At 70.2% G+C, this 19,099-nt stretch carries 16 protein-coding genes; 7 read left to right on the top strand and 9 right to left on the bottom strand.

What is annotated here, in order from left to right:
• Window positions 1-62 precede the first annotated feature (62 nt).
• From MICNX66_RS01325 to MICNX66_RS01295, 7 genes are all read right to left on the bottom strand, one after another.
• Window positions 63-1,778 (bottom strand): ABC1 kinase family protein, encoded by a 1,716-nt coding sequence (locus tag MICNX66_RS01325; RefSeq protein WP_187663002.1) that lies wholly within the window; start codon window positions 1,776-1,778, stop codon window positions 63-65.
• A gap of 45 nt (window positions 1,779-1,823) precedes the next feature.
• Window positions 1,824-2,447, bottom strand: a complete 624-nt coding sequence (locus MICNX66_RS01320) for a PadR family transcriptional regulator (RefSeq protein WP_187663001.1) — start codon at window positions 2,445-2,447, stop codon at window positions 1,824-1,826.
• A 71-nt stretch (window positions 2,448-2,518) separates the two neighbouring features.
• Complete coding sequence (locus MICNX66_RS01315; protein ID WP_187663000.1) at window positions 2,519-3,430, bottom strand: ROK family protein; 912 nt, start codon at window positions 3,428-3,430, stop codon at window positions 2,519-2,521.
• A complete protein-coding gene (locus MICNX66_RS01310; RefSeq protein WP_187662999.1) occupies window positions 3,427-4,110 on the bottom strand; it encodes an N-acetylmannosamine-6-phosphate 2-epimerase in 684 nt (227 codons plus the stop codon). Before MICNX66_RS01310 ends, MICNX66_RS01315 begins: the two co-directional genes overlap by 4 nt.
• Window positions 4,107-4,973, bottom strand: a complete 867-nt coding sequence (locus tag MICNX66_RS01305) for a carbohydrate ABC transporter permease (protein ID WP_085604539.1) — start codon at window positions 4,971-4,973, stop codon at window positions 4,107-4,109. The genes MICNX66_RS01310 and MICNX66_RS01305 overlap by 4 nt, the downstream gene beginning before the upstream one ends.
• Window positions 4,960-5,928, bottom strand: a complete 969-nt coding sequence (locus MICNX66_RS01300) for a carbohydrate ABC transporter permease (RefSeq protein WP_187662998.1) — start codon at window positions 5,926-5,928, stop codon at window positions 4,960-4,962. The genes MICNX66_RS01305 and MICNX66_RS01300 overlap by 14 nt, the downstream gene beginning before the upstream one ends.
• Window positions 5,929-5,938: 10 nt before the next feature.
• Entirely contained in the window at window positions 5,939-7,228 is a 1,290-nt protein-coding gene (locus MICNX66_RS01295) for an ABC transporter substrate-binding protein (RefSeq protein WP_187662997.1), read from the bottom strand.
• A 127-nt stretch (window positions 7,229-7,355) separates the two neighbouring features.
• Here MICNX66_RS01295 and MICNX66_RS01290 point away from each other — a divergent pair, with 127 nt between their 5' ends.
• The 3 genes from MICNX66_RS01290 (at window position 7,356) to MICNX66_RS01280 (ending at window position 11,356) form a co-directional block, all read left to right on the top strand.
• The gene (locus MICNX66_RS01290; RefSeq protein WP_187662996.1) at window positions 7,356-8,072 is read left to right on the top strand and encodes a GntR family transcriptional regulator; all 717 of its coding nucleotides are present in this window, start codon (window positions 7,356-7,358) and stop codon (window positions 8,070-8,072) included.
• 50 nt (window positions 8,073-8,122) lie between these two features.
• Window positions 8,123-9,625, top strand: coding sequence for a DUF4127 family protein (locus tag MICNX66_RS01285; RefSeq protein WP_187662995.1), 1,503 nt, complete (start codon window positions 8,123-8,125; stop codon window positions 9,623-9,625).
• Window positions 9,626-9,754: 129 nt separating this feature from the next.
• A complete protein-coding gene (locus MICNX66_RS01280; RefSeq protein ID WP_187662994.1) occupies window positions 9,755-11,356 on the top strand; it encodes a glycosyltransferase family 2 protein in 1,602 nt (533 codons plus the stop codon).
• An 85-nt stretch (window positions 11,357-11,441) separates the two neighbouring features.
• On the opposite strand, the gene MICNX66_RS01275 is transcribed toward MICNX66_RS01280, so the two are convergent.
• On the bottom strand, window positions 11,442-12,785 hold the full coding sequence (locus tag MICNX66_RS01275) for an HNH endonuclease signature motif containing protein (RefSeq protein ID WP_232089157.1): 1,344 nt from the start codon (window positions 12,783-12,785) through the stop codon (window positions 11,442-11,444).
• 399 nt (window positions 12,786-13,184) lie between these two features.
• Window positions 13,185-13,838 carry a hypothetical protein gene (locus tag MICNX66_RS01270; RefSeq protein WP_187662993.1) on the bottom strand — a complete coding sequence of 218 codons (654 nt, stop codon included), beginning with the start codon at window positions 13,836-13,838 and terminating at the stop codon, window positions 13,185-13,187.
• Between the two features lie 216 nt (window positions 13,839-14,054).
• Between MICNX66_RS01270 and MICNX66_RS01265 the strand changes: the two genes are divergently transcribed.
• From MICNX66_RS01265 to MICNX66_RS01250, 4 genes are all read left to right on the top strand, one after another.
• Entirely contained in the window at window positions 14,055-15,137 is a 1,083-nt protein-coding gene (locus tag MICNX66_RS01265; protein WP_187662992.1) for an extracellular solute-binding protein, read from the top strand.
• A gap of 38 nt (window positions 15,138-15,175) precedes the next feature.
• On the top strand, window positions 15,176-16,195 hold the full coding sequence (locus MICNX66_RS01260) for an ABC transporter ATP-binding protein (protein ID WP_187662991.1): 1,020 nt from the start codon (window positions 15,176-15,178) through the stop codon (window positions 16,193-16,195).
• A gap of 151 nt (window positions 16,196-16,346) precedes the next feature.
• Complete coding sequence (locus MICNX66_RS01255; RefSeq protein ID WP_187664073.1) at window positions 16,347-18,056, top strand: ABC transporter permease; 1,710 nt, start codon at window positions 16,347-16,349, stop codon at window positions 18,054-18,056.
• The gene (locus MICNX66_RS01250; protein WP_187662990.1) at window positions 18,053-19,075 is read left to right on the top strand and encodes a LacI family DNA-binding transcriptional regulator; all 1,023 of its coding nucleotides are present in this window, start codon (window positions 18,053-18,055) and stop codon (window positions 19,073-19,075) included. The genes MICNX66_RS01255 and MICNX66_RS01250 overlap by 4 nt, the downstream gene beginning before the upstream one ends.
• Window positions 19,076-19,099: the final 24 nt, after the last annotated feature.

Here is a 19,099-nt window from a genome sequence, read left to right as displayed (position 1 = left end):
GGAGTGCCTGATCCCGCGCGTTCGCCTGTTCTGGCGGGGCTGTCGAGTGGGTCAGCGCGGGGTCAGCGGGGGCGGCGGCGACCCAGGAAGAGGGCGCCCAGCAGCGGCAGCACCGACACCCACAGCAGGGTGATACCCAGCGGGGGCAGCGGACCGACGAGCAGCGCCCCACCCACGAGCATCGCCGCGAACAGGACCCCGGAGGCGATCCGTCGCGCGATGCCCTCCAGCCGGTCGAGCCGCCGCTCCAGGCGGGAGGTGTCGAAGGACACATTGCCGTCGTCGACGCGGGTGATGATGTCGTCGATGCGCTTCGGGAGCCGCCAGGTCGTGGCCGCGTTCGCCATCGCCTGTTCCGCCATGTCCTGCATGAGGGTGCCGGACTCGTCCCGGAGCAGCCGCGCGGCATACGGCTCGGCCGCGTCCCACACGTTGAACGCCGGGTTCAGGGCGCTGCACATGCCGGAGGTGAGGGACACGGCCCGGATGAGGAGCAGCATGTCCTCGGGGAGCTGCAGCGGGAGCCGGCGCACCATGTCGCCGAACTCCTCGGCGAAGTCGGTGAACTCCCGCGGGTCCACGCGGCTCAGCTCCGCGAAGCCCATCCCCCCGAAGCGCGCGAAGAGGGCCGTCAGCGCCCGCTCCAGCTCGCCGGTGTCGGCGGTCGGCAGGAGCACGCCGATCTCCTTCGCGGCGCGGACCAGGCCCCGGCTGTCCCGCGCGGTCACCGCGATGAGCAGCGTCCGCAGTCCCTGCCGGAGGTTGTCGGAGACCTCGGCCATCATGCCGAAGTCGATGAACGTGAGCCGGAAGCCCCCCTGAGCTCCTGAGCCGCTCTGGGTCCCTGAGCTCGTCGAAGGGACCGGCGTGACGAAGATGTTGCCGGGGTGCGGGTCGGCATGCACGAACCGGTGCGTGAAGACCTGGTCGAACATGACCTCGGCGAAGGCATCCGCGACCGCGGAGGGGTCGATGCCTGCCGCTCGGAGAGCCGCGGTGTCGTTGATCTTGATCGCGGTCACGTCGGACAGTGTGAGCACCCGTCGGGTCGTACGCTCCCAGACGATCTCGGGGGCGGCCACACGCGGGTCGTCGGCGAAGTTCTCGCGGAACCGCTCGGCGCTGCGGGCCTCGTGGAGGTAGTCGATCTCCTCGAGGCTCGTCACGGCGAACTCCTCGACGAGGGCGGGGGCGTCCACCCGGTCGGCGACGATCCGGACCCGCGTGAGCCACCGCGCGACCCGGCGGAGGGCGGCGAGGTCGACGGCGACGATCTCGTCGATGCCAGGGCGCTGCACCTTGACCACGACCTCGTCGAGCCCGGTGTCCTCGGCATCGAGCGACGAGAGGCGGGCGCGGTGCACCTGGCCGAGGGATGCGGCCGCAACCGGGGTGTCGTCGAACCAGGTGTACACACGCTCGAGCGGCATGCCCAGCTCGGCCTCCGCGAGCGCCCGGATCTGCGGCGTGGGCACGGCCGGGACCTCGTCCTGCAGCCCCTCCAGCTCCGCCGTGATCTCGGGCGGCAGCACGTCGAGGCGCGAGGACATGAACTGCCCGACCTTGATCATGAGGCCGCCGAGTTCAATCGCGAGCGTGTGGAATCGGCGCGCGAACCGCTGCATGCGGCGGGCGCGCGTGCGCTCCGCGACGGAAGACAGCCCGAACCGCGGAAGGACGAGCTCGAACCACCAGATCTTCAGGAACTCACGGCTCGCGAACGACAGGATGCGGCGGTACCGGGCTCGGTGAGGACCCTGTGCCGCCGCTGCCGTCATCGCGTCATCCTTCCGCCGTTCCGCGCCGGACGCCGCACGACGCGGTCAGTCCTGGGCGAGGATCGTGTACAGCCTACGGCGGGCCTCGTCGAGCACCTCGATGGCCTGCTGCACCTGCTCCGGCGAGCCGCTGCGCCCGACCTGCGCGGCCGCGGCGGCGAGGTCGACCCCGGCCTTGGGCAGGGCGCTGTAGCGGGCGTCGCGGCTGCGGTCCTTGTCGGAGGACGGCACCCACGGCGGGGTCTCGGTGCTCTCCGCGGCGACGGCACGGCCGGCCTCGGTGAGAGCGTAGGTCTTGCGGCCGTTCTGCTCCTCGGCCTCGATCAGGCCCTCGTCGGCGAGGAGCTGGAGCGTCGGGTAGACGGAACCGGCGCTCGGCTTCCAGGTGCCGCCGCTGCGCTCGGCGATCTCGTTGATGATCTGGTAGCCGTGCATCGGTCGCTCGACGAGAAGCGAGAGGACGGCGGCGCGCACGTCACCGCGGGCCATGCGGGATCCGCCGGAGGGGCGCGACTCGAACGACTTGCGCAGCTGGTCCATCGCCTCGAACAGCGCTCCGGCCGGACCCTGCGAGCCGCCGAAGAGATTGCCGAGGCCGCCGACGAAATCGCCGCTGTTGCTGCCGTTGCTGTTCCCGCCGAACGGGGTGGAGGGGAATGCGTTGTTCATGATGACCTCCCAGTCGTGAACGATACTCAACGATATATCGTTAACGCTGAACGCGGGGTGGGAATCCGGACTCAGACCGGCGCGAGCACCGCGGCCCCGGTGACGGTCGCATCGATCCCGAGCTCCGCGGGTCGCACGCGGGCTGCCGTCGGGCCCGGCATCGCCGCCGCCCGGTAGGCGCGAGCGACCTCGGCGAGATAGCGCTCCCCGATGGCCGCCACACCGCCGCCGACCGCGATGACCTCGACGTCGAGAAGCGCCTGCGCCCCGGCCAGCGCGCGACCGAGGAACCGCGCCCCCTCCGCGATCACCTCCTCGGCGACCGCGTCACCGGCGCGAGCGGCCGCGTCCACCTCCCGCAGCGTGAGCGCCGTGCCCGTGCGCTCCCGGTACGTCTGCTCCAGCCCGGGGCCGGAGGCGACGGCTTCGACGTGTCCGACTCCTCCGCAGCCGCAGCGACGCCCGGCCAGCTCCAGAGGGAGTGCCAGTTCGGTGTGCCCGACCGACCCCGCCGTGCCGGTCGCGCCCGCGCGGAGACCGTCCGGGAGCACGACGGCTCCGCCGATGCCGGTGCCGACGGCGACCATCAACAGCCCGCACGCTCCCCGACCCGCCCCTGCCGCGGCCTCCGCGACCGCCGCCGCGTGCACGTCGTTCACGACCGCCACCGGCACATCGAGGGCGTGGATGAGCGCCGCGCGCAGCGGGAAGCCCGCCCAGCCGCTGATCGCATCGGTCGCCGAGGTGATGCCGCCGTCCTGATCGACGACCCCGGCGGTGCCCACACCGACCGCCGCGACCCGCTCCGCACCGCGGACCATGTCGATCGCATCGACGACCGCCCGCACGATGGCCTCGCCGCCCTCCCTGGCCGGAGTGGACAGGGTGCGCACGGCGGTGACGCGACGGCGCCCGCCGTCCGGCTCCTGCCGGAACCCGGCGACGGCGACCTTCGTGCCGCCGATGTCGACCCCGACGATCACGCCCGCTCCGTGGCGGCCGGCGTCGCGGCGACGAAGCGGCGGGTGAGGGCGATGGGATCGGTGATCGCCCCGCCCACGACGACGGCGAAGGCTCCGGCATCGAAGGCCGCTCGTACCTGTGCAGGGGTCTGGTAGCGCCCCTCGGCGATGGCCGGGATCCCCGCGGCGGCGAGCGCGGCCACGAGGTCGAGGTCCGGTTCGTCCTGGCGCGGCGAGTGCGGGGTGTAGCCGGACAGGGTCGTGCCGACGACCGCTGCCCCCGCCGCCCATGCGCGCTCGCCCTCCGCGACCGTCGACACGTCGGCCATCACCGGTCGCCCCGTCGCCGCGGCGATCTCCCCGATGAGCCGGAAGTCCGCGCCGAGCTGCTCCGTCGTGGCGTCCACCGCGATGATGTCGGCCCCGGCCTCCGCCAGCCCCGTGGCGAGCGCGAGCTCCGGGGTGATGACGTTGCGGACGCCGTTCCAGATCTTGTGGAGTCCGATGATCGGCACGTCGGTGACCGGACGCACCCGGCGGATGTCCTCCGGCCCGTTGAGCCGCAGACCGCTCGCGCCGCCGAGGAGCGCAGACTCGGCGAGCGCACCGATGACGTGGGTGTCCCTGGCGGGGGCGCCCGTGGAGGCCTGGACCGAGGCGACGAGCCGGTCGCGGAGGAGAGCGAGGGAATCGTGGGTCACTTGAGGGCTCCTGCACTGGCGCCGCCGATGAAGAACTTCTGACCGAGGAGGAAGATCGCCACGGCCGGGAGCGTGAACATCACGCACGCGGCCATGAGCGGCCCCCAGGCCACGTCGTTCTCCCCGAAGAAGGCGTACAGACCGATGGACAGCGTGTACGTCGACTGGTCGTTGAGGTAGATGAGGGGATTGAGGAAGTCGGTCCAGGCCCAGACGAACTGGAAGATCGCGGCGGTCACGATGGCCGGACGCGCCAGGGGAAGGACGATCGTCGCGTAGGTGCGGAACTCCGAGGCGCCGTCGAGACGGGCGGCCTCGATGAGCTCGTCCGGTACCGCGAGGAGGAACTGCCGGATCATGAAGATGAAGAACGGCGTGCCCAGGAACGCGGGGACGATGAGCGGGAGGTAGGTGTTCGTCGCCTCCAGCCCGTTCCACACGAGGAACAGCGGGATCAGCGTGACCTGCGGCGGCAGCATCATCGTGGCGAGCACGAGGATCAGAAGCGGCCGGGCACCGCGCCACTTCACCTTCGCGAGGGCGTAGGCGACGAGCGGACACGAGATGACCGTGCCGAGGATGCTCATGCCCGAGACGAAGAGCGTGTTGGCGAGGTAGCGCCACACCGGGATCTGCGCGAACGCCTCGGCGAAGTTGGCCGTGGTCCACTCGGCGGGCAGCAGGGTGGGCGGCGAGGAGAACACGTCGCCGGGCGTCTTGAACGCGGTCGACAGCATCACCAGCAACGGGAACAGGAACAGCAGCGCGAGCAGCGTCACCGCGATCTGCTGCCGGACGCGGCGGAGCGTGCGGCGGGTGCGACGGGGGCGGCGCACCGGAGCGGAGATGTCAGCGTGCGCCATCGTGGACCCACTTCCTCGAAGTCGCGAGCACGATGAGGCTCACGACGAGCGTGACGATGAACAGTGTCCACGCCATGGCGGAGGCGTAGCCCATCTTCAGGAACACGAAGGCGTTCTGGTACAGGTACATCGCGTACGAGAGCATCGACTGCCCCGGGCCCGACCCCGCCTGGTTGAGGCGCTCCTGCGACAGGATGTACGGCTGCGTGAAGATCTGCAGGAATCCGATGATGCTCACGATCACCTGGAACAGGGTGACCGGGGAGACCGTGGGCCAGGTGACGTTGGTGAATCGGCGCCAGGCGCCTGCGCCGTCGAGCTCGGCCGCCTCGTACAGCTCCTTCGGCACCTCCTGCAGGGCGGCGAGGTAGATGATCATGGTCCCGCCCACGGTCCACAGCGACATGAGGATGATGGCGGGCTTCGTCCACTCCGGCTGCTGCAGCCAGGCCGGTCCCTCGATGCCGAACCACGACAGGAAGTGGTTGATGAAGCCGTACTGGGCGTTCAGGAGCCAGCGCCACAGGTAGCCGCCGACGACGACCGGCACGATCGACGGGAGATACACGAGCGCGCGATACAGCGGCTGGCCCCGCACCGGGGTGTTCAGCAGGTGCGCACCGGCCAGGGCGATGCCGATCGCGAGCGGTACGCCGAACACCGTGAGCACGGCCGTGTTGGCGAGGGACTTCCAGAACACCCCGTCGGCGAACATCTGGGTGTAGTTGTCCAGCCCCACCCACTCGGGCGCCTGGAACAGGTTGAAGTCGGTGAAGCTGTAGTACGCCGACGCCGCGATCGGATAGGCGAACAGGAACAGGAAGCCGACGATGAACGGCGACGCGAAAGCCAGGCCGATCAGCGTGGTCCGGCGGCTGCGGCGCCGCCGGACGGGAGCGCCGGGTCCGGCAGGAGCGTTCTCCTGCCGGACCCGGGGTGCTGTTGCCGTGGTCACGAGGACCGGCTCACTTCGAGGTGTAGGAGGCCATGCGCTCCTCGACGATCGCGATCGCCTCCTCCGGGGTGGCGGTCAGCCGCACGACCTCGTCGAACGCGGTCGCGAGGTCCGTCGCGTACTCGGCGCTGTACGGACGGCTGGCCAGGGACTTCGCGTTCGGGGAGGACGCGGCCTCCGCCCAGACACCGAAGTCCTGCAGCTCGTCGAACGCGGCGCTGCCGGCGAGGGAGGAGCGGCCCGGGAGGTTGCCGAGGGCGACGGCGAACTTCTCCATGGGCTCGTCGCTCACGAGGTAGGCGAGGAAGGCGGCCGCCTCCTCCTTGTGCTTCGAGTTCGCGGGGATGAACAGGGTGCTCGCGGTGACCTGCGTACTGTTCTCCAGGTCCGGCGAGGCGGCGGGGATCGCGGTCACGCCCCACTCGAAGTCGGGGGCGATCTTGGCGGCGCTGGCCGACCGCCACTCGCCGTCGATGATCATGGCGACCTGGCCGCTGAAGAACGGGTCCTGTGCGGAGAGGTACTCGCCCTGTCCGGACACGAAGGTGGCCATGGCATCGGCGCCGACCGGCTCGATCACGTTGTCCTGGTACCACTGCAGGGCCTCGAGATTGCCGTCTTCCGCGGGGGTCGGGCCGTCCTCGCCGTCCCAGCTGCCGCCGAACGCGTAGCCGAGGGTCGTGAGGGTGGTGCTGTCGTTCGCCGAGCCGAGACCGAGCTGCGTGATCTTGCCGGAGGCGTCCTTCTTGGTGAGCTTCGGGATGGCGGCGGCGAGCTCGTCCATCGTCGTCGGCGGGGTGACCCCGGCCTCCTCCAGCAGCTGCGGGTTGTAGAGGAGCTGGAAGCTGTGGATCGCGATCGGCAGCGAGTAGATCGTGCCGTCGTAGGTCATCTGCTCCATGGCGCTCGGGACGAAGTCGTCGACGTCGATGTCCTCGGCGGCGATCGCGTCGTCGAGCGGCGCGAGGATGCCCTTCGAGGCCCAGGCCCCGACGGTGTTGCCGAAGTTGTCGGAGATGTCGAAGGAGCCGTTCGACGACGACATCGACGTGAGCTGCTTCTGGGTGTCGGGGCTGGAGACGCCTTTGACGACGATGTCGTCCTGGCTGGCGTTGAAGTCGGCGATGATCACCTCCAGCGCCTTCGCCTCCTCCCCGCCCCACAGGTACGAGAACGTGATCTCGGTGGGGCCGTCGGCGTCGCCGCCGCCACCGGCGCAGCCGCTCAGGGCGACGACCGTCGCCGCGCCCAGCGCCCCGGCGACCAGGACGCGCCGGCGCATGTTGTGCTTCACGTGCATGGGGATTCTCCGCTCATCGTTGACCGTGCAAAGGATTGGAATAGACCAATTAAGAACCGCTGAGAGGAGACATTGACACAAACCGGGGTGATCGTCAAGATTGGGTTAGTCCAAACGAGGGGGAATCATGTCGGCGATCGAGGGCGTCACGAAGCACGAACGCGTGCGGCGGCATCTGGAGCAGGTCATCGACCAGGGACTCGCACCCCACGAGAAGCTGCCCACGGAGCGCGAGCTCGCGGAGTCGCTCGAGGTGAACCGGCAGACGGTGCGTCGCGCCCTCGACGAGCTCGAACGGGACGGCCTGGTGTACCGGCTGCAGGGGGCGGGCACGTTCGTGAGCGCCTCGCGGATCAGCAAGGCGTTCGAGCTGACCTCGTTCTCGGAGGACATGCTCGCCCGCAACATGCGACCCGGCTCCCTCTCCGTCGACGTCGGCACCGCGGCGGCCGGGCAGACCGCCGGATACGCCTTGAACCTCAGCCCGCAGTCGCCGGTCGTACGGATCCGCCGGGTGCGGACCGCCGACGACATCCCGATCTGCCTGGAGGTGTGCTCGATCGCGGCCGACGCGGTGCCGGGCCTGGAGGACGGCATCGAGGGCGACTCGCTCTACGACGACCTGCGCACCCGTTTCGGCATCACCGCCGTGCGCGCCGACCAGGAGATCCACGCGGTCGTCCTCGACGAGGAGCAGGCCGCCGCGCTGCAGACGCCGCCGTTCTCCCCCGCCTTCCTCGTGAAGCGCACGACCTATGACGCCCGCAGCCGCCCGATCGAGTACGCCGAGTCGGTGTACCGCGGCGACCGCTACTCGTACCTCGTCTCCATCGCCCGCCCCTGATCCCCGACGACTCCCGACCTGCGATCCCCTTCACCGACGAAAGGCTCCTCGTGTCCGACCCGACCCTCCGCCCGCGCATCGCGTTGCTCCCCCTCGACGATCGGCCGGTGAACGTCAAGCTCCCGGGCGACGTCGCGGCCGTCGCCGGAGTGATCCTCGACGTCCCGCCCGCCGAGATCCTCCCCTCGTACCGGACCGCGGGCGACGCCGACGCGTTGGGCGGGTGGCTGCGGGAGCGGGCGGCCGACCCCGCGACGGTGCACCTGGTCGTCTCGGTGGACATGCTCCTCTACGGCGGTCTGATCGCGAGCCGCACGAGCGACGACACCACCCGCGACGTGCTGGCGCGCCTCGACGTGCTGCGCGAGGTGCGGCGGCTGCGGCCCGATCTGCCCATCTCGGCGGTGTCGCTCGTGACCCGGGCGAGCAACTCGTACTCCGCCGCCGAGGAGCCGACCTACTGGACGGAGCACGGCAAGGAGATCCACGCACTCGGCGGCGACGCGCACCGACTGCTCGGCGAGACCGAGGTGCTGCCGCTGGACGACCTGACTCCGGTGCCCGCCGAGGTCGTCTCCGACTACTCGTCTCGACGGCTGCGCAACCACATCGTGAACCTCTCCACGCTGGGACTCATGGAGGACGAGACCCTCGACTTCCTGGCGATCACCGCCGACGACACCGCCCCCTTCGCGGCGGGCAGCGCAGAGCAGGTGTGGCTCCGGCACTGGATGCGGATGCTGCCGTCGGGCCGGCGCGTGCTGATGTACCCGGGGGCCGACGAGGTGGGCGCCGCGCTCGTCGCCCGGGCCCTGGCGGCGAACGCCGGGGTGACCGCCTCGTTCTCGGTGACGTGCGCGGACGCCGACGGCATGGAGCGCGTCCCGCCGTACGAGAACATGTCGCTCGCAGCGTCGGCGAGCCGGCAGATCCGCGCGGCCGGCGCCGAGGAGGTCGCCACCGGAGGCGACGTCACCCTCGTGCTGCACGCCCCCGACCCCGACCGGCACGACATGTTCCGCGGGCGGCCCGAGGTCGTCGATGCGGACGCCGTCGCGGGGACGGTCGCTCTCGTGCGGGAGCGTCTGGACGCCGGTGAGCACGTGGCCCTGGCCGACGTGCGCTACCCGAACGGCGCGGACGAGGCGCTCGTGCGCGCGCTCGCCGAGGCCGGACTGCTCGGCCGCCTGGAGGCTTTCGGCGGGTGGAACACCGCCGGGAACACGCTCGGCAGCGTCGTCGCGGTGGCCGCCGCCGGCGTCGTCGGTCGGGCCTCGGGCTCCTTCGACGACCGCGCCGCGCGGATCGCCCTGCTGACCCGGCTGCTCGACGACTTCGCCTACCAGGCCGTGGTGCGCACGGATACGGGGCCGTCCCTCTTCCCTGACATCTATCCGATGGCCGACGACGCGCAGGTCGCGACGGCGGAGCGCGTCATCCGCGCCGAGCTGACGGGCTTGCTGGAGTCGATGCTTCCCGCCGACGACGTGCGGATCGAGGAGCTGACCCTCCCCTGGCGGCGCTCCTTCGAGATCGGTCTCACCCTGCGCTGACTCCTCCGCGGCGCCGGCATACACCCGCGACCGCCGCGAGCCTGGCGCGCTCCACAGGAAGGGATGGTTGGCTGGAACCTCCGGCGGGGGAGATTCGAGCCGGGTACGACCACAGGGGGGACGGCGTCCATGAGCAGTACGACCGGGCACGAGGCGGCGGGCAGCCGAGTGCGGGTGAGTGTGGTGGTGCCGGTGTTCCGGCCGAAGGCGTCGTTCGACGACCTCATCGCCTCGCTCGACGCCCAGACGCTGGACCGGGAGGCCTTCGAGGTCCTGCTCTGCGACGACGGCTCCGGGGAGGAGACGGCCGCGCGGCTGGAGAGCATCGCGAAGGATCGCCCTCATGTACGCGTGCTGTCGCTGCCGCACTCCGGCTGGCCCGGTACTCCGCGCAACCGCGGCGTCGAGGAGGCCAGAGGGACGTACGTGCAGTTCGTGGACCAGGACGACTGGCTGTACCCGCGCGCACTCGAGCGGCTGTGCGACTACGCCGATGAGCACGGGTCGGACGTCGTGGTCGGCAAGGAGGTGGGCATCGGACGGAAGCTGCCCGCCAAGATCTTCCAGCGCGACATCCCGCACGCGGTGCTCGGCGAGGACCCGATCCTGGAGATGCTGACGCCGCACAAGATGTTCCGGACGGCGTTCCTCCGCGAGCACGGCATCCGCTTCCCTGATGGCAAGGTGCGACTCGAGGACCACCTGTTCGTGATGCAGGCGTACTTCGCCGCCGACACGATCTCGGTGCTCGCCAGCGAGCCCTGCTACGCGTGGGTGAAGGAGCCCGGGAGTGCGAGCTCGTCGCGCATCGACCCCGAGTCGTACTTCCCGCACCTGGAGACCGTGCTCGATGTCGTCGAGGCGAACACGGAGCCCGGGAAGGTGCGCGACCGGCTGCTGCGGCACTGGTTCCGCGGCAAGATCCTCAACCGGATCGCCGGACGACGGATGGTGAAGTACCCGGCGGAGTACCGCGACCGCCTGCTGGACGTGGTGGTGCCACTCGCGCAGCGTCGATTCGGCCCCGGCGTGGATGCGGGGCTGTCGTTCCCGCAGCGCATTCGGGCGGCTCTGCTGCGCGCCGACCGCCGGGATGACCTGCTCGCCTTCGCCGCGTTCGAAGCGGACACGACCTGCACGGCCACCGTGACCGCGGCGCGCTGGTCGCGTGGCGGGTTGCAGCTCACCGTGCGCGTCCGTCTGCTCCGGGACGGCGAGGAGGCGTTCGTGTTCGAGACCGTCGGTTCCGCCGACCGGCTGGTCTCCCTGCCCCCGTCGGCGACCGAAGACCTTCCCTCCGGGGTGCTCAACGCCCGAAAGGAGCGTCGCGCTGACCGCGTCGACCTCGTCGCGCGGGATACGCCGACCCCCGGACAGGCGCCGGAGTCGACGGCAGGCTCGGAGCGCAAGATCGGCGGCCGACGCCCGAAGCGCCTCGACGCGGTGCCGATCGCGCTGGACCCGATGAAGGCGTTCCGTGAGGACGGCGCTCGCGACGCCGACCTCACCGTGGCCGTCCGCTACGCCGGGTGGATGTTCACCGCCCCGCTGACAGCGGCGCCCGACGTGACGGCACACCTCGGCAGGTCCCCGCTTCTCGCGGGCCGTCGGGTCGAGCTCGTACGGAACGAGGACGGCAGCCTGCGGCTGCGCCGCGAATGGCCGGGCGGCGCCTGGCGCGACGCCCTCGCACGAGCCGCCCGCCGCGTCCGCTCCCGACTTCGCCGCTGACAGACCGAGCGTCGCGCGCCCCCTCCCTTCGGGCGCCGACCAGCTGTGACCCCGACACCCACCACCGCGAGCAGGCGCGGCCCACTCACGCTGCGACATCGAAGCGCGCCCGTCCGCCCAGCCGTGGAGTGCGCTGCGGGTCGACCCACCGCGGCGGAAGGAACCACGGTCGGCCGGTCACGCCGGAACCCTCGATCACGATCTCCCACCCGTTGTCGTGGATGCGGTGGTGGCAGGTCTCGCAGAGCAGGATCCCGTTCGAGAGATCGGTCGGACCTCGATCTCGCTGCCACCAGCGGAGGTGGTGGGCCTTCGTCATCCCGGGCGGGAGCCCGCACATGGCGCACCCGCCATCCCGCTCGGCGAGCGCCAGTCGTTGGGCTCGGGTGAAGAGGCGCTTCTCGCGGCCCCAGTCCAGAACCTCGCTCGCACCGCCGAGGACGCAGGGGATGACGCCCCCGCTGGCCGCCATCCGCCGGGCGGCACCGATGTCGATCACCTGGTCGAGCCCGTCGACCGTCGCCGACCCGGTTCCCGCCTGCAGATCGTCCAGCGATACCCGAACGATCACCGTCGCCCCGGCGAGCGGAACCCGATCGCCCTCGCACCCGAGCACGTGCGCGCAGAAGAGGGACAGCGCATCGGCCTGGATCATCGCGACGGAGCGCCGATCCGCGTCGGGCGACTCCGCATCGGGGGCTTCGAGGCGGGCGGCGAACACGGCAGACACGTGCCCGCGGATCGCGGTGACGACCGGCGCAGCGGACTCGGCATCGAGCTGCGCGTGCAGATGCACCATGCCGTCACGTTCGAAGATGCGCAGTGCGCGCCGACCGCGCTGTTCCTCCGCCCGCGGCGCTACGCCGTCGGGGTCGAGCCACGCTTCGGCGCGGAGGACGAGCTTGCGCACCGCGTCGAGCTCGAGCCCTTCGGCTGCGGCGGTCAGCACGCGTTCCGCCTCGGCGATGCGCTCCACACCGGCGGCCACGTGGCAGCGATCGAGGAGAGCGACGAGGAGACCGATCGCCGGCGCTCCGAGCACACCCGACGCGAGTGCTTCCCGGAGGAGCGGATACCGCGCGGGCAGCGGTGCGCCGAGCAGATCGCTCCGCGGCGCGGTCGCCTCTCCGACCTTCACCAGGCGCTGCGCCTCCGCCGTCGAGATGCCCGTCGTCGCGGCGATGAGCTTCGCCGCCGTGCGGTACCCGCGTTGCTTCGCCAAGCTGTCGGCCCCGAGCTCCGCGCGCGACTCCCGAGCGATGCCGGCGGCCACGTCGACGTGGATCGCATCGAGCCGGCGCTGCAGAAGTCCGATCGCGTCGGCCACCTCGACGAGCTGCACGCGGGAGAGCTCGGCGACATCGCCCGCGGCGCCCCACGCCTCGTCGAGGCGATCCATCGCCTCGCGCAGTCCGGACGTTTTCGACATGCTTCATTCTATCTCGGCATGCCTCGACTTTCGAAGTTATGTTCGATTGCATGCCGGCATTCTGCAGCTGTTCCCGCCCGCCCCTACGCTCCCGAAAACGAGTCAGGGCGGCAGTCGCGACGGCGCCTCCGCGCCCCGCGCACAGGCGACGGCTCCTCTCGGGCGTCTCCCCTATGGATCGCGAGGCGAACGGACGCTGATTCGGCGAGGTCGACGGGGCGCATCCTCGCCGATGCAGACGCGGCGGGAAAGATCACGGGCCGTGTCAATCGGTGCGACGATCGCGCCTGCGCATCAGCACGCGACGAACACCACGCATCCCGAGCAGGACAGAGGGGGTGGGGTCGCACCACGAGAACCTACCCTGCCTGGAGGGTGAGACGCCCGGGTGGAACGAGTCTAGAACGGCAGGTCGCGAGACCCCGGTGGGGCGATGAGGATGCCCGTGATCTTGCCGAAGCCGTTGTAGGCAACGCGGCCGATCCACTCTCCGGCCTCGTGGTGCAGGGTCACCTGCACGATCGCTCCGTTACTCAGGTGCCGGTTGGCGAGCGTGCTCAGCGGCGTGCTGCCGTCCGCCGTCTGTACCGTCGAATCGACGCAGGCTTCGAGGCGGCCGGTGTCACTGCGGATCTGGTCCCACACGCTCATCAGTTTGCGCTTGGTCAGCGCGCGGCCGCAGGCGTACGTCATGTGTGCTCGCACCGCCTCGTAGTCGCCGGCATCCAGGTGTGCGAATACCGCGCTCGTGCGATCCGAGAGGTCTGTCACCGGCGCTGCCATCATCCCTGCCTCACCCTTGGTGCCGAATCGCTTGAACGCTGCTTGTCGGCTCACGCCGAGCGTGGCGCCGATCTCTTGCCACGAGACGCCATGCGAGCGCGCGGTGGAGACCGACTCCTGCAATCGCTCACGCGAACGCCGGACCAACTCGTCGGCCTGACGGATCATCAGGACCTCATCGCCCGAGCGAGACGGCGCTTCTCCTCCGCCAGCGTCGACGAGGGAGGCGAGGTCGGCAAGCGACAAGCCGCTGGTCGATGATCCGTCCATGAAGCGAGCCTATGGACCTGACTGGCGAGCGTCAACTAAAGGATGACATTCACGAGTCCCACTCGTTCACCTCGTCGCATCCTCGCGTTCACGCCGCGCGCCTATCTTGAGTGCGGACGCGCGACCGCGCTCACGAAACCAGACAATCTTTGTGCCTTCACCACAAGAACCGGTAGTGTCGCATCGACACACCTCGAAGGCGAGAAAGGGACGAACATGGCCGACAGGCAGCAGAGGCGCTGGGCGCTCATCGGATTGACGGCCGCGGCGGCGATCGCGCTCACCGGATGCACGGCGGGCGGCGACGGAGACGTGGGCGACGGCGACGGCAGCGACGGCGGCTCCGGCGACACCCTCATCGTCTACACGAACTCGAACAGCGACGGCCGCGGTGAGTGGATCACCGAGAAGGCGGCGGACGCGGGCATCGACATCGAGATCGTGGGCCTCGGCGGCGCCGACCTGACGAACCGCATCATCGCGGAGAAGAACAACCCGGTCGGCGACGTGGTCTTCGGCCTGAACAACATGTTCTTCGAGCAGCTCAAGACGGAAGAGGCCATCACGGCCTACGAACCGAGCTGGAGCGGCGAGGTCCCCGCGGACGCCGGCGACCCGAAGGACGGCGCGTTCTGGCCGCTCGTGGAGCAGGCGATCGTCACGGTCTACGACGAGAACCGCATCAGCGACGCTCCGGCGGACCCGGACGACCTGTACACCGATGAGGAGTACGCCGGCCGCTACGAGGTCAACCCCGCGCTCGGCCAGGCCACCCCGCAGCTCGTGCTCGCCAGCATGCTCACCCGTCACCTCGACGAGGACGGCGACCTCGGCGTGAGCGACGAGGGCTGGGACCTGGTGAAGTCGTACTACGCCAACGGCTCCCCCGCTGTGGAGGGCACCGACCTCTACGCCCGCATCACCCGCGACGAGGTGGACTACGGCGTGCTGCCGTCGAGCGGCATCTCCGCCCGCGACGAGGAGTACGGCACCAGCACGGGCATGATCGTTCCCGCGTACGGCGTCCCCTACGTGACCGAGCAGATCGCGCAGATCAACGGCACGGACAACGAGGAGAAGGCGCAGGAGTTCATCGACTGGTTCGGCAGCGCCGAGGTCCAGGGCGAGTTCGCCGCGGAGTTCAACGCCATGCCGGTGAACGAGGGCGCGGTCGAGAAGGCCAACCCCGAGGTCGTCGAGCTCATGGGCACGCTCGACCGTCAGGACATCGACTTCGGCTTCGTGAGCGAGAACCTCGGCGCCTGGGTCGAGAAGGTCACGCTCGAGTACATCGGCTGAGCCGAGCCGTCCCGCCGCTCCGGCAGAGAGAGAAGACGATGATCCGTTTCGACGACGTCGAGGTCGTGTTCGGCGACCACCGTGCGGTCTCGCACCTCGATCTGGAGATCCAGGAGGGTGAGTTCTTCACCCTCCTGGGTCCGTCCGGATGCGGCAAGACCACCGCCCTGCGCACGCTCGCGGGGTTCATCGAGCCCACCGGCGGCCGCATCCACATCGCCGGTCGCGACGTGACCCGGGTGCCGAGCGAGAAGCGCGGCGTGGGCATGGTGTTCCAGAACTACGCCCTGTTCCCGAGCATGAACGTGCGGGAGAACATCGCGTTCGGCCTCTCGGTGCAGAAGGTGTCGAAGGCCGAGCAGCGGCGGCGCGTGGACGAGGTCGCCGACCGCACCGGGCTCGCCGCGTCGCAGCTCGAGAAGAACGTGGCAGAACTGTCCGGCGGCCAGCAGCAGCGCGTCGCCATCGCCCGGGCGCTCGCGCTCACCCCCAGTATCCTGCTGCTCGACGAGCCGCTGTCGAACCTCGACGCCAAGCTCCGCGTGCAGCTGCGCGAACAGCTCAAGGAGCTGCAGCACGAGGTGGGCGTGACCACCGTGTACGTCACCCACGACCAGGAGGAGGCGCTCACCCTCAGCGACCGGATCGCGGTGCTCGACGCCGGGACGCTGCAGCAGGTGGGCACCCCCGAGGAGATCTACGACCGCAGCGCGACGCCGTTCGTCTGCCGGTTCATCGGCGAGAACAACCGCCTCTCCCCCGCGCAGCTCGTCGCGATCGGCGCGGGCCTCGATGCCACGGCCGAGAGCTACGTGCGCCCGGAGAAGCTGCACCTGGCATCGCCGTCCTCGGCCACCGCCGGTGGCACGGCGTCGCTCGACGGCACCGTCACCGAGCGCACGTACCACGGCAGCCACAGCGTCTACACGGTCTCCGCTGCCGACGCGACGCTCCGGGTGAGCGTGCCGGCCGCGGCGAGCGCGCACCGCTGGGACGTCGGCGACGCCGTGCGCATCGACGTCGACCCGCGGTGGATCCTGCAGTACCCGGCGGCGTGACATGAGCGCTCCGCAGAACGACTCCCGTCCGGTGCCGCCGCCGTCCGCGGCGATGACCGACACCCCCGGCGCGCTGACGACCGAGGCGGCCGAGGCGGGCACCGCGACGAAGCCCCGCCTCCGCCGCGGACGGCCGGGCAGCGTGCGCGCGATGCTCCGCTCGCCGCTCGCCTGGGTGACCGGCATCGTCGTGATCTGGTTCGCCGCCGCCTTCCTCGTGCTGCCGAACGCCGAGCTGCTCGCCGCGACCTTCTTCCCGGACGGGCAGTTCAGCATCCGCGCCGTCGAGAAGCTGCTCGGCAGCGAGCGCGCGCTGAAGACGCTCGGCAACAGCTTCCTCCTCGCGATCACGCTGTCGGTCACGGTGAACGTCGTCGGGGTGTTCATCGTGCTGGTGACGCAGTACTTCCAGGTGCGCGGCGCGAAACTCCTCTGGCTCGGCTACGCCACCACCCTGATCTACGGCGGCATCGTGCTCGCGGCCGGCTACAACTTCATCTACGGCAAGTTCGGCTTCATCACGAATCTGATGGTGAACATCTGGCCGGACATGAACCGGGACTGGTTCTCCGGCTACTTCGCGGTCGTGTTCGTGATGACGTTCGCGACGACGACGAACCACATGCTGTTCCTGTCCTCGTCGCTCGGCAAGGTGGACTATGCGTCGATCGAGGCCGCGAAGCTCATGGGTGCCTCGACATGGACGATCCTGCGGCGCATCGTGCTGCCGGTCATGAAGCCGATGCTCTTCGCCGTCACGGTGCTGACGTTCCTCATCGGCCTCGGGGCCCTGACCGCGCCGCTCGTGCTCGGCGGTCCGGACTTCCAGACCGTCGCACCCCTCATCATCGACCTGTCGCGGAGTCCGATCACCCGTGACATCGCGGCGCTGCTGGCGATCGTGCTCGGTGTCGCGACGATCATCCTGCTCGCGATCATGAACCGCGCCGAGAAGTCGGGGGTGTACTTCTCGGTGGCGAAGGTGGCGACGCCGATCCAGAAGCAGCGGATCCGCAACCCGTTCGCGAATGCCGTCGTGCACGTGGTCGCCTACCTGCTCTGGGTGATCTACCTCATCCCGGTCGTGCTCATCGTGATCTTCTCGTTCGTGGACGCGCGGAGCATCCTCGCCGGATCCATCACGCTCGACAGCTTCACGCTCGACAACTACATCACCGTGTTCTCCAGCGCGGCGGCCCTCCGGCCGTTCATCGTGAGCGTCGTCTACAGCGCCCTCGCCGCGGTCATCGTCGTGGGCGGCCTGCTCTTCGTGGCGCGGATGATGCAGAAGCACCGCAACCTGCTGACCACGGCCATCGAGTACGTGCTGCACATCCCGTGGATCCTGCCGATCGTGCTGATCGCACTGGCCTTCGTGATGGCGTTCGACGCCCCGCAGCCGCTCGTCGGCAACATCGTGCTCACGGGGACGCCGGTGCTGCTGCTCGTCGCGTACATCTGCGTGAAGATCCCGTTCACGTTGCGGCTGCTCAAGGCGGGCTTCGCGTCCGTGCCGGACTCCCTGGAAGACGCCTCGCGCATCCTCGGAGCGCGCTCGCTGACCACGTTCCGGCGCGTGCTCATCCCGCTCGTGCTGCCGACCGCGGCCGCGATCACGGCGCTGAACTTCAACAGCCTGCTCGACGACTACGACGCCGCGATCTTCCTCTACCACCCGCTGTACAAGCCGCTCGGCGTCGCGATCCAGGAGAGCACGCGCGGGGAGAACAACCTCGACGCGATGCCCATCACGTTCGTCTACACCGTGCTGCTCATGATCATCATGGGTGTCACCATGTATCTCGTGTATGGACGAGGTTCACGCGCCGGAGCGCCCCGCCGACGGAAGCGGCGCGCATGAGCGGGGCGGATGCCGGGACGCCCGCCCTGCGGGTCACGATCAGCGACGTCGCCGCGGCGGCCGGGGTGTCGCGAGCCACGGCGACCAGAGCCTTGAAGGGCGAGGGCCGGTTCGCGCCGGAGACGCAGGAGCGCATCCTGGAAGCCGCCGAGCGGCTCGGATACGTGCGCAACACGATGGCCGCTGAGCTCGCCGCCGGACGCACCGGCACCGTCGGCCTCATGCTGCGCGACGCGAGCAACCCCGCGTACGGCCTCCTCTTCTCCCGGTTGCAGGAGGAGGCGCATCAGCGCGGCCTCGACCTCGTGACCGTCACGATCGGCGCCGACGAGCAGGGCGCCAAGCAGGTGAATGCGCTGCACCGGCTGCTCGGCATGCGGGTCGCGGGACTCATCGTCGCCACCGGCGGCATCTCCGCAGCGCAGCTCGAGCCGTTCGCCGACCAGGTGCCGATCCTCCGTGCCGGGCGCGTGGAGTCAGCGGGCCGCATCCACACCGCCCACTACGACGACGAGGGCCACGGACGTCTGCTCGCGGAGCACATCGTCGCGCTCGGGCATCGGAGCGTCGTCGTGCTCGCCGGAAGCCCCGACGCGTCGTACCCCGAGCACCTGCGCGCGCTCGCGATGCAGGAGGTCCTGACCACGGCGGGCGTCGCCGTGACGATGATCTCCGCCGGCGCGCGTCCCGACGACGGCGTCGATGAAGCTCTCGCCGCCGTGCGCGCCGGGGCGACCGCCGTCATGTGCGCCTCGGACTACCGGCAGCTCGCCGTCATGCGCGGCGCCCGCGCGGCAGCCCTCCGCGTGCCGGAGGACGTGAGCGTGACCGGGTGCGACGGCATCCTGCCCGGCGCCGACCTGCTCGGGCTCACGACGCTGCGGATCCCCGTGGAGGCGGTGGCCGCGGCATCCGTCGAGACCATGCAGCAGCTGCTCACCGCGGACGAGCCGGAGACGCTCGTGCGCCGCTCGTTCACGGGAACGCTCGTCCCCGGATCCACGGCCGCCGCCGTCTGACATCTGCCCCGACCTGCCTCCGTC

It is taken from the genome of Microbacterium sp. Nx66, from assembly GCF_904066215.1.
Taxonomy (GTDB): domain Bacteria; phylum Actinomycetota; class Actinomycetes; order Actinomycetales; family Microbacteriaceae; genus Microbacterium; species Microbacterium meiriae.
This window is presented reverse-complemented; position numbering and strand designations above follow the sequence as displayed.

Bases quoted from the DNA above. Each gene is read 5' to 3' on its own strand.
- MICNX66_RS01325 (WP_187663002.1), bottom strand. From the start codon at position 1,778: ATGACGGCAGCGGCGGCACAGGGTCCTCACCGAGCCCGGTACCGCCGC.
- MICNX66_RS01320 (WP_187663001.1), bottom strand. From the start codon at position 2,447: ATGAACAACGCATTCCCCTCCACCCCGTTCGGCGGGAACAGCAACGGC.
- MICNX66_RS01305 (WP_085604539.1), bottom strand. From the start codon at position 4,973: ATGGCGCACGCTGACATCTCCGCTCCGGTGCGCCGCCCCCGTCGCACC.
- MICNX66_RS01295 (WP_187662997.1), bottom strand. From the start codon at position 7,228: ATGCACGTGAAGCACAACATGCGCCGGCGCGTCCTGGTCGCCGGGGCG.
- MICNX66_RS01290 (WP_187662996.1), top strand. From the start codon at position 7,356: ATGTCGGCGATCGAGGGCGTCACGAAGCACGAACGCGTGCGGCGGCAT.
- MICNX66_RS01280 (WP_187662994.1), top strand. From the start codon at position 9,755: ATGAGCAGTACGACCGGGCACGAGGCGGCGGGCAGCCGAGTGCGGGTG.
- MICNX66_RS01275 (WP_232089157.1), bottom strand. From the start codon at position 12,785: ATGTCGAAAACGTCCGGACTGCGCGAGGCGATGGATCGCCTCGACGAG.
- MICNX66_RS01270 (WP_187662993.1), bottom strand. From the start codon at position 13,838: ATGGACGGATCATCGACCAGCGGCTTGTCGCTTGCCGACCTCGCCTCC.
- MICNX66_RS01265 (WP_187662992.1), top strand. From the start codon at position 14,055: ATGGCCGACAGGCAGCAGAGGCGCTGGGCGCTCATCGGATTGACGGCC.
- MICNX66_RS01260 (WP_187662991.1), top strand. From the start codon at position 15,176: ATGATCCGTTTCGACGACGTCGAGGTCGTGTTCGGCGACCACCGTGCG.
- MICNX66_RS01255 (WP_187664073.1), top strand. From the start codon at position 16,347: ATGCTCCGCTCGCCGCTCGCCTGGGTGACCGGCATCGTCGTGATCTGG.
- MICNX66_RS01250 (WP_187662990.1), top strand. From the start codon at position 18,053: ATGAGCGGGGCGGATGCCGGGACGCCCGCCCTGCGGGTCACGATCAGC.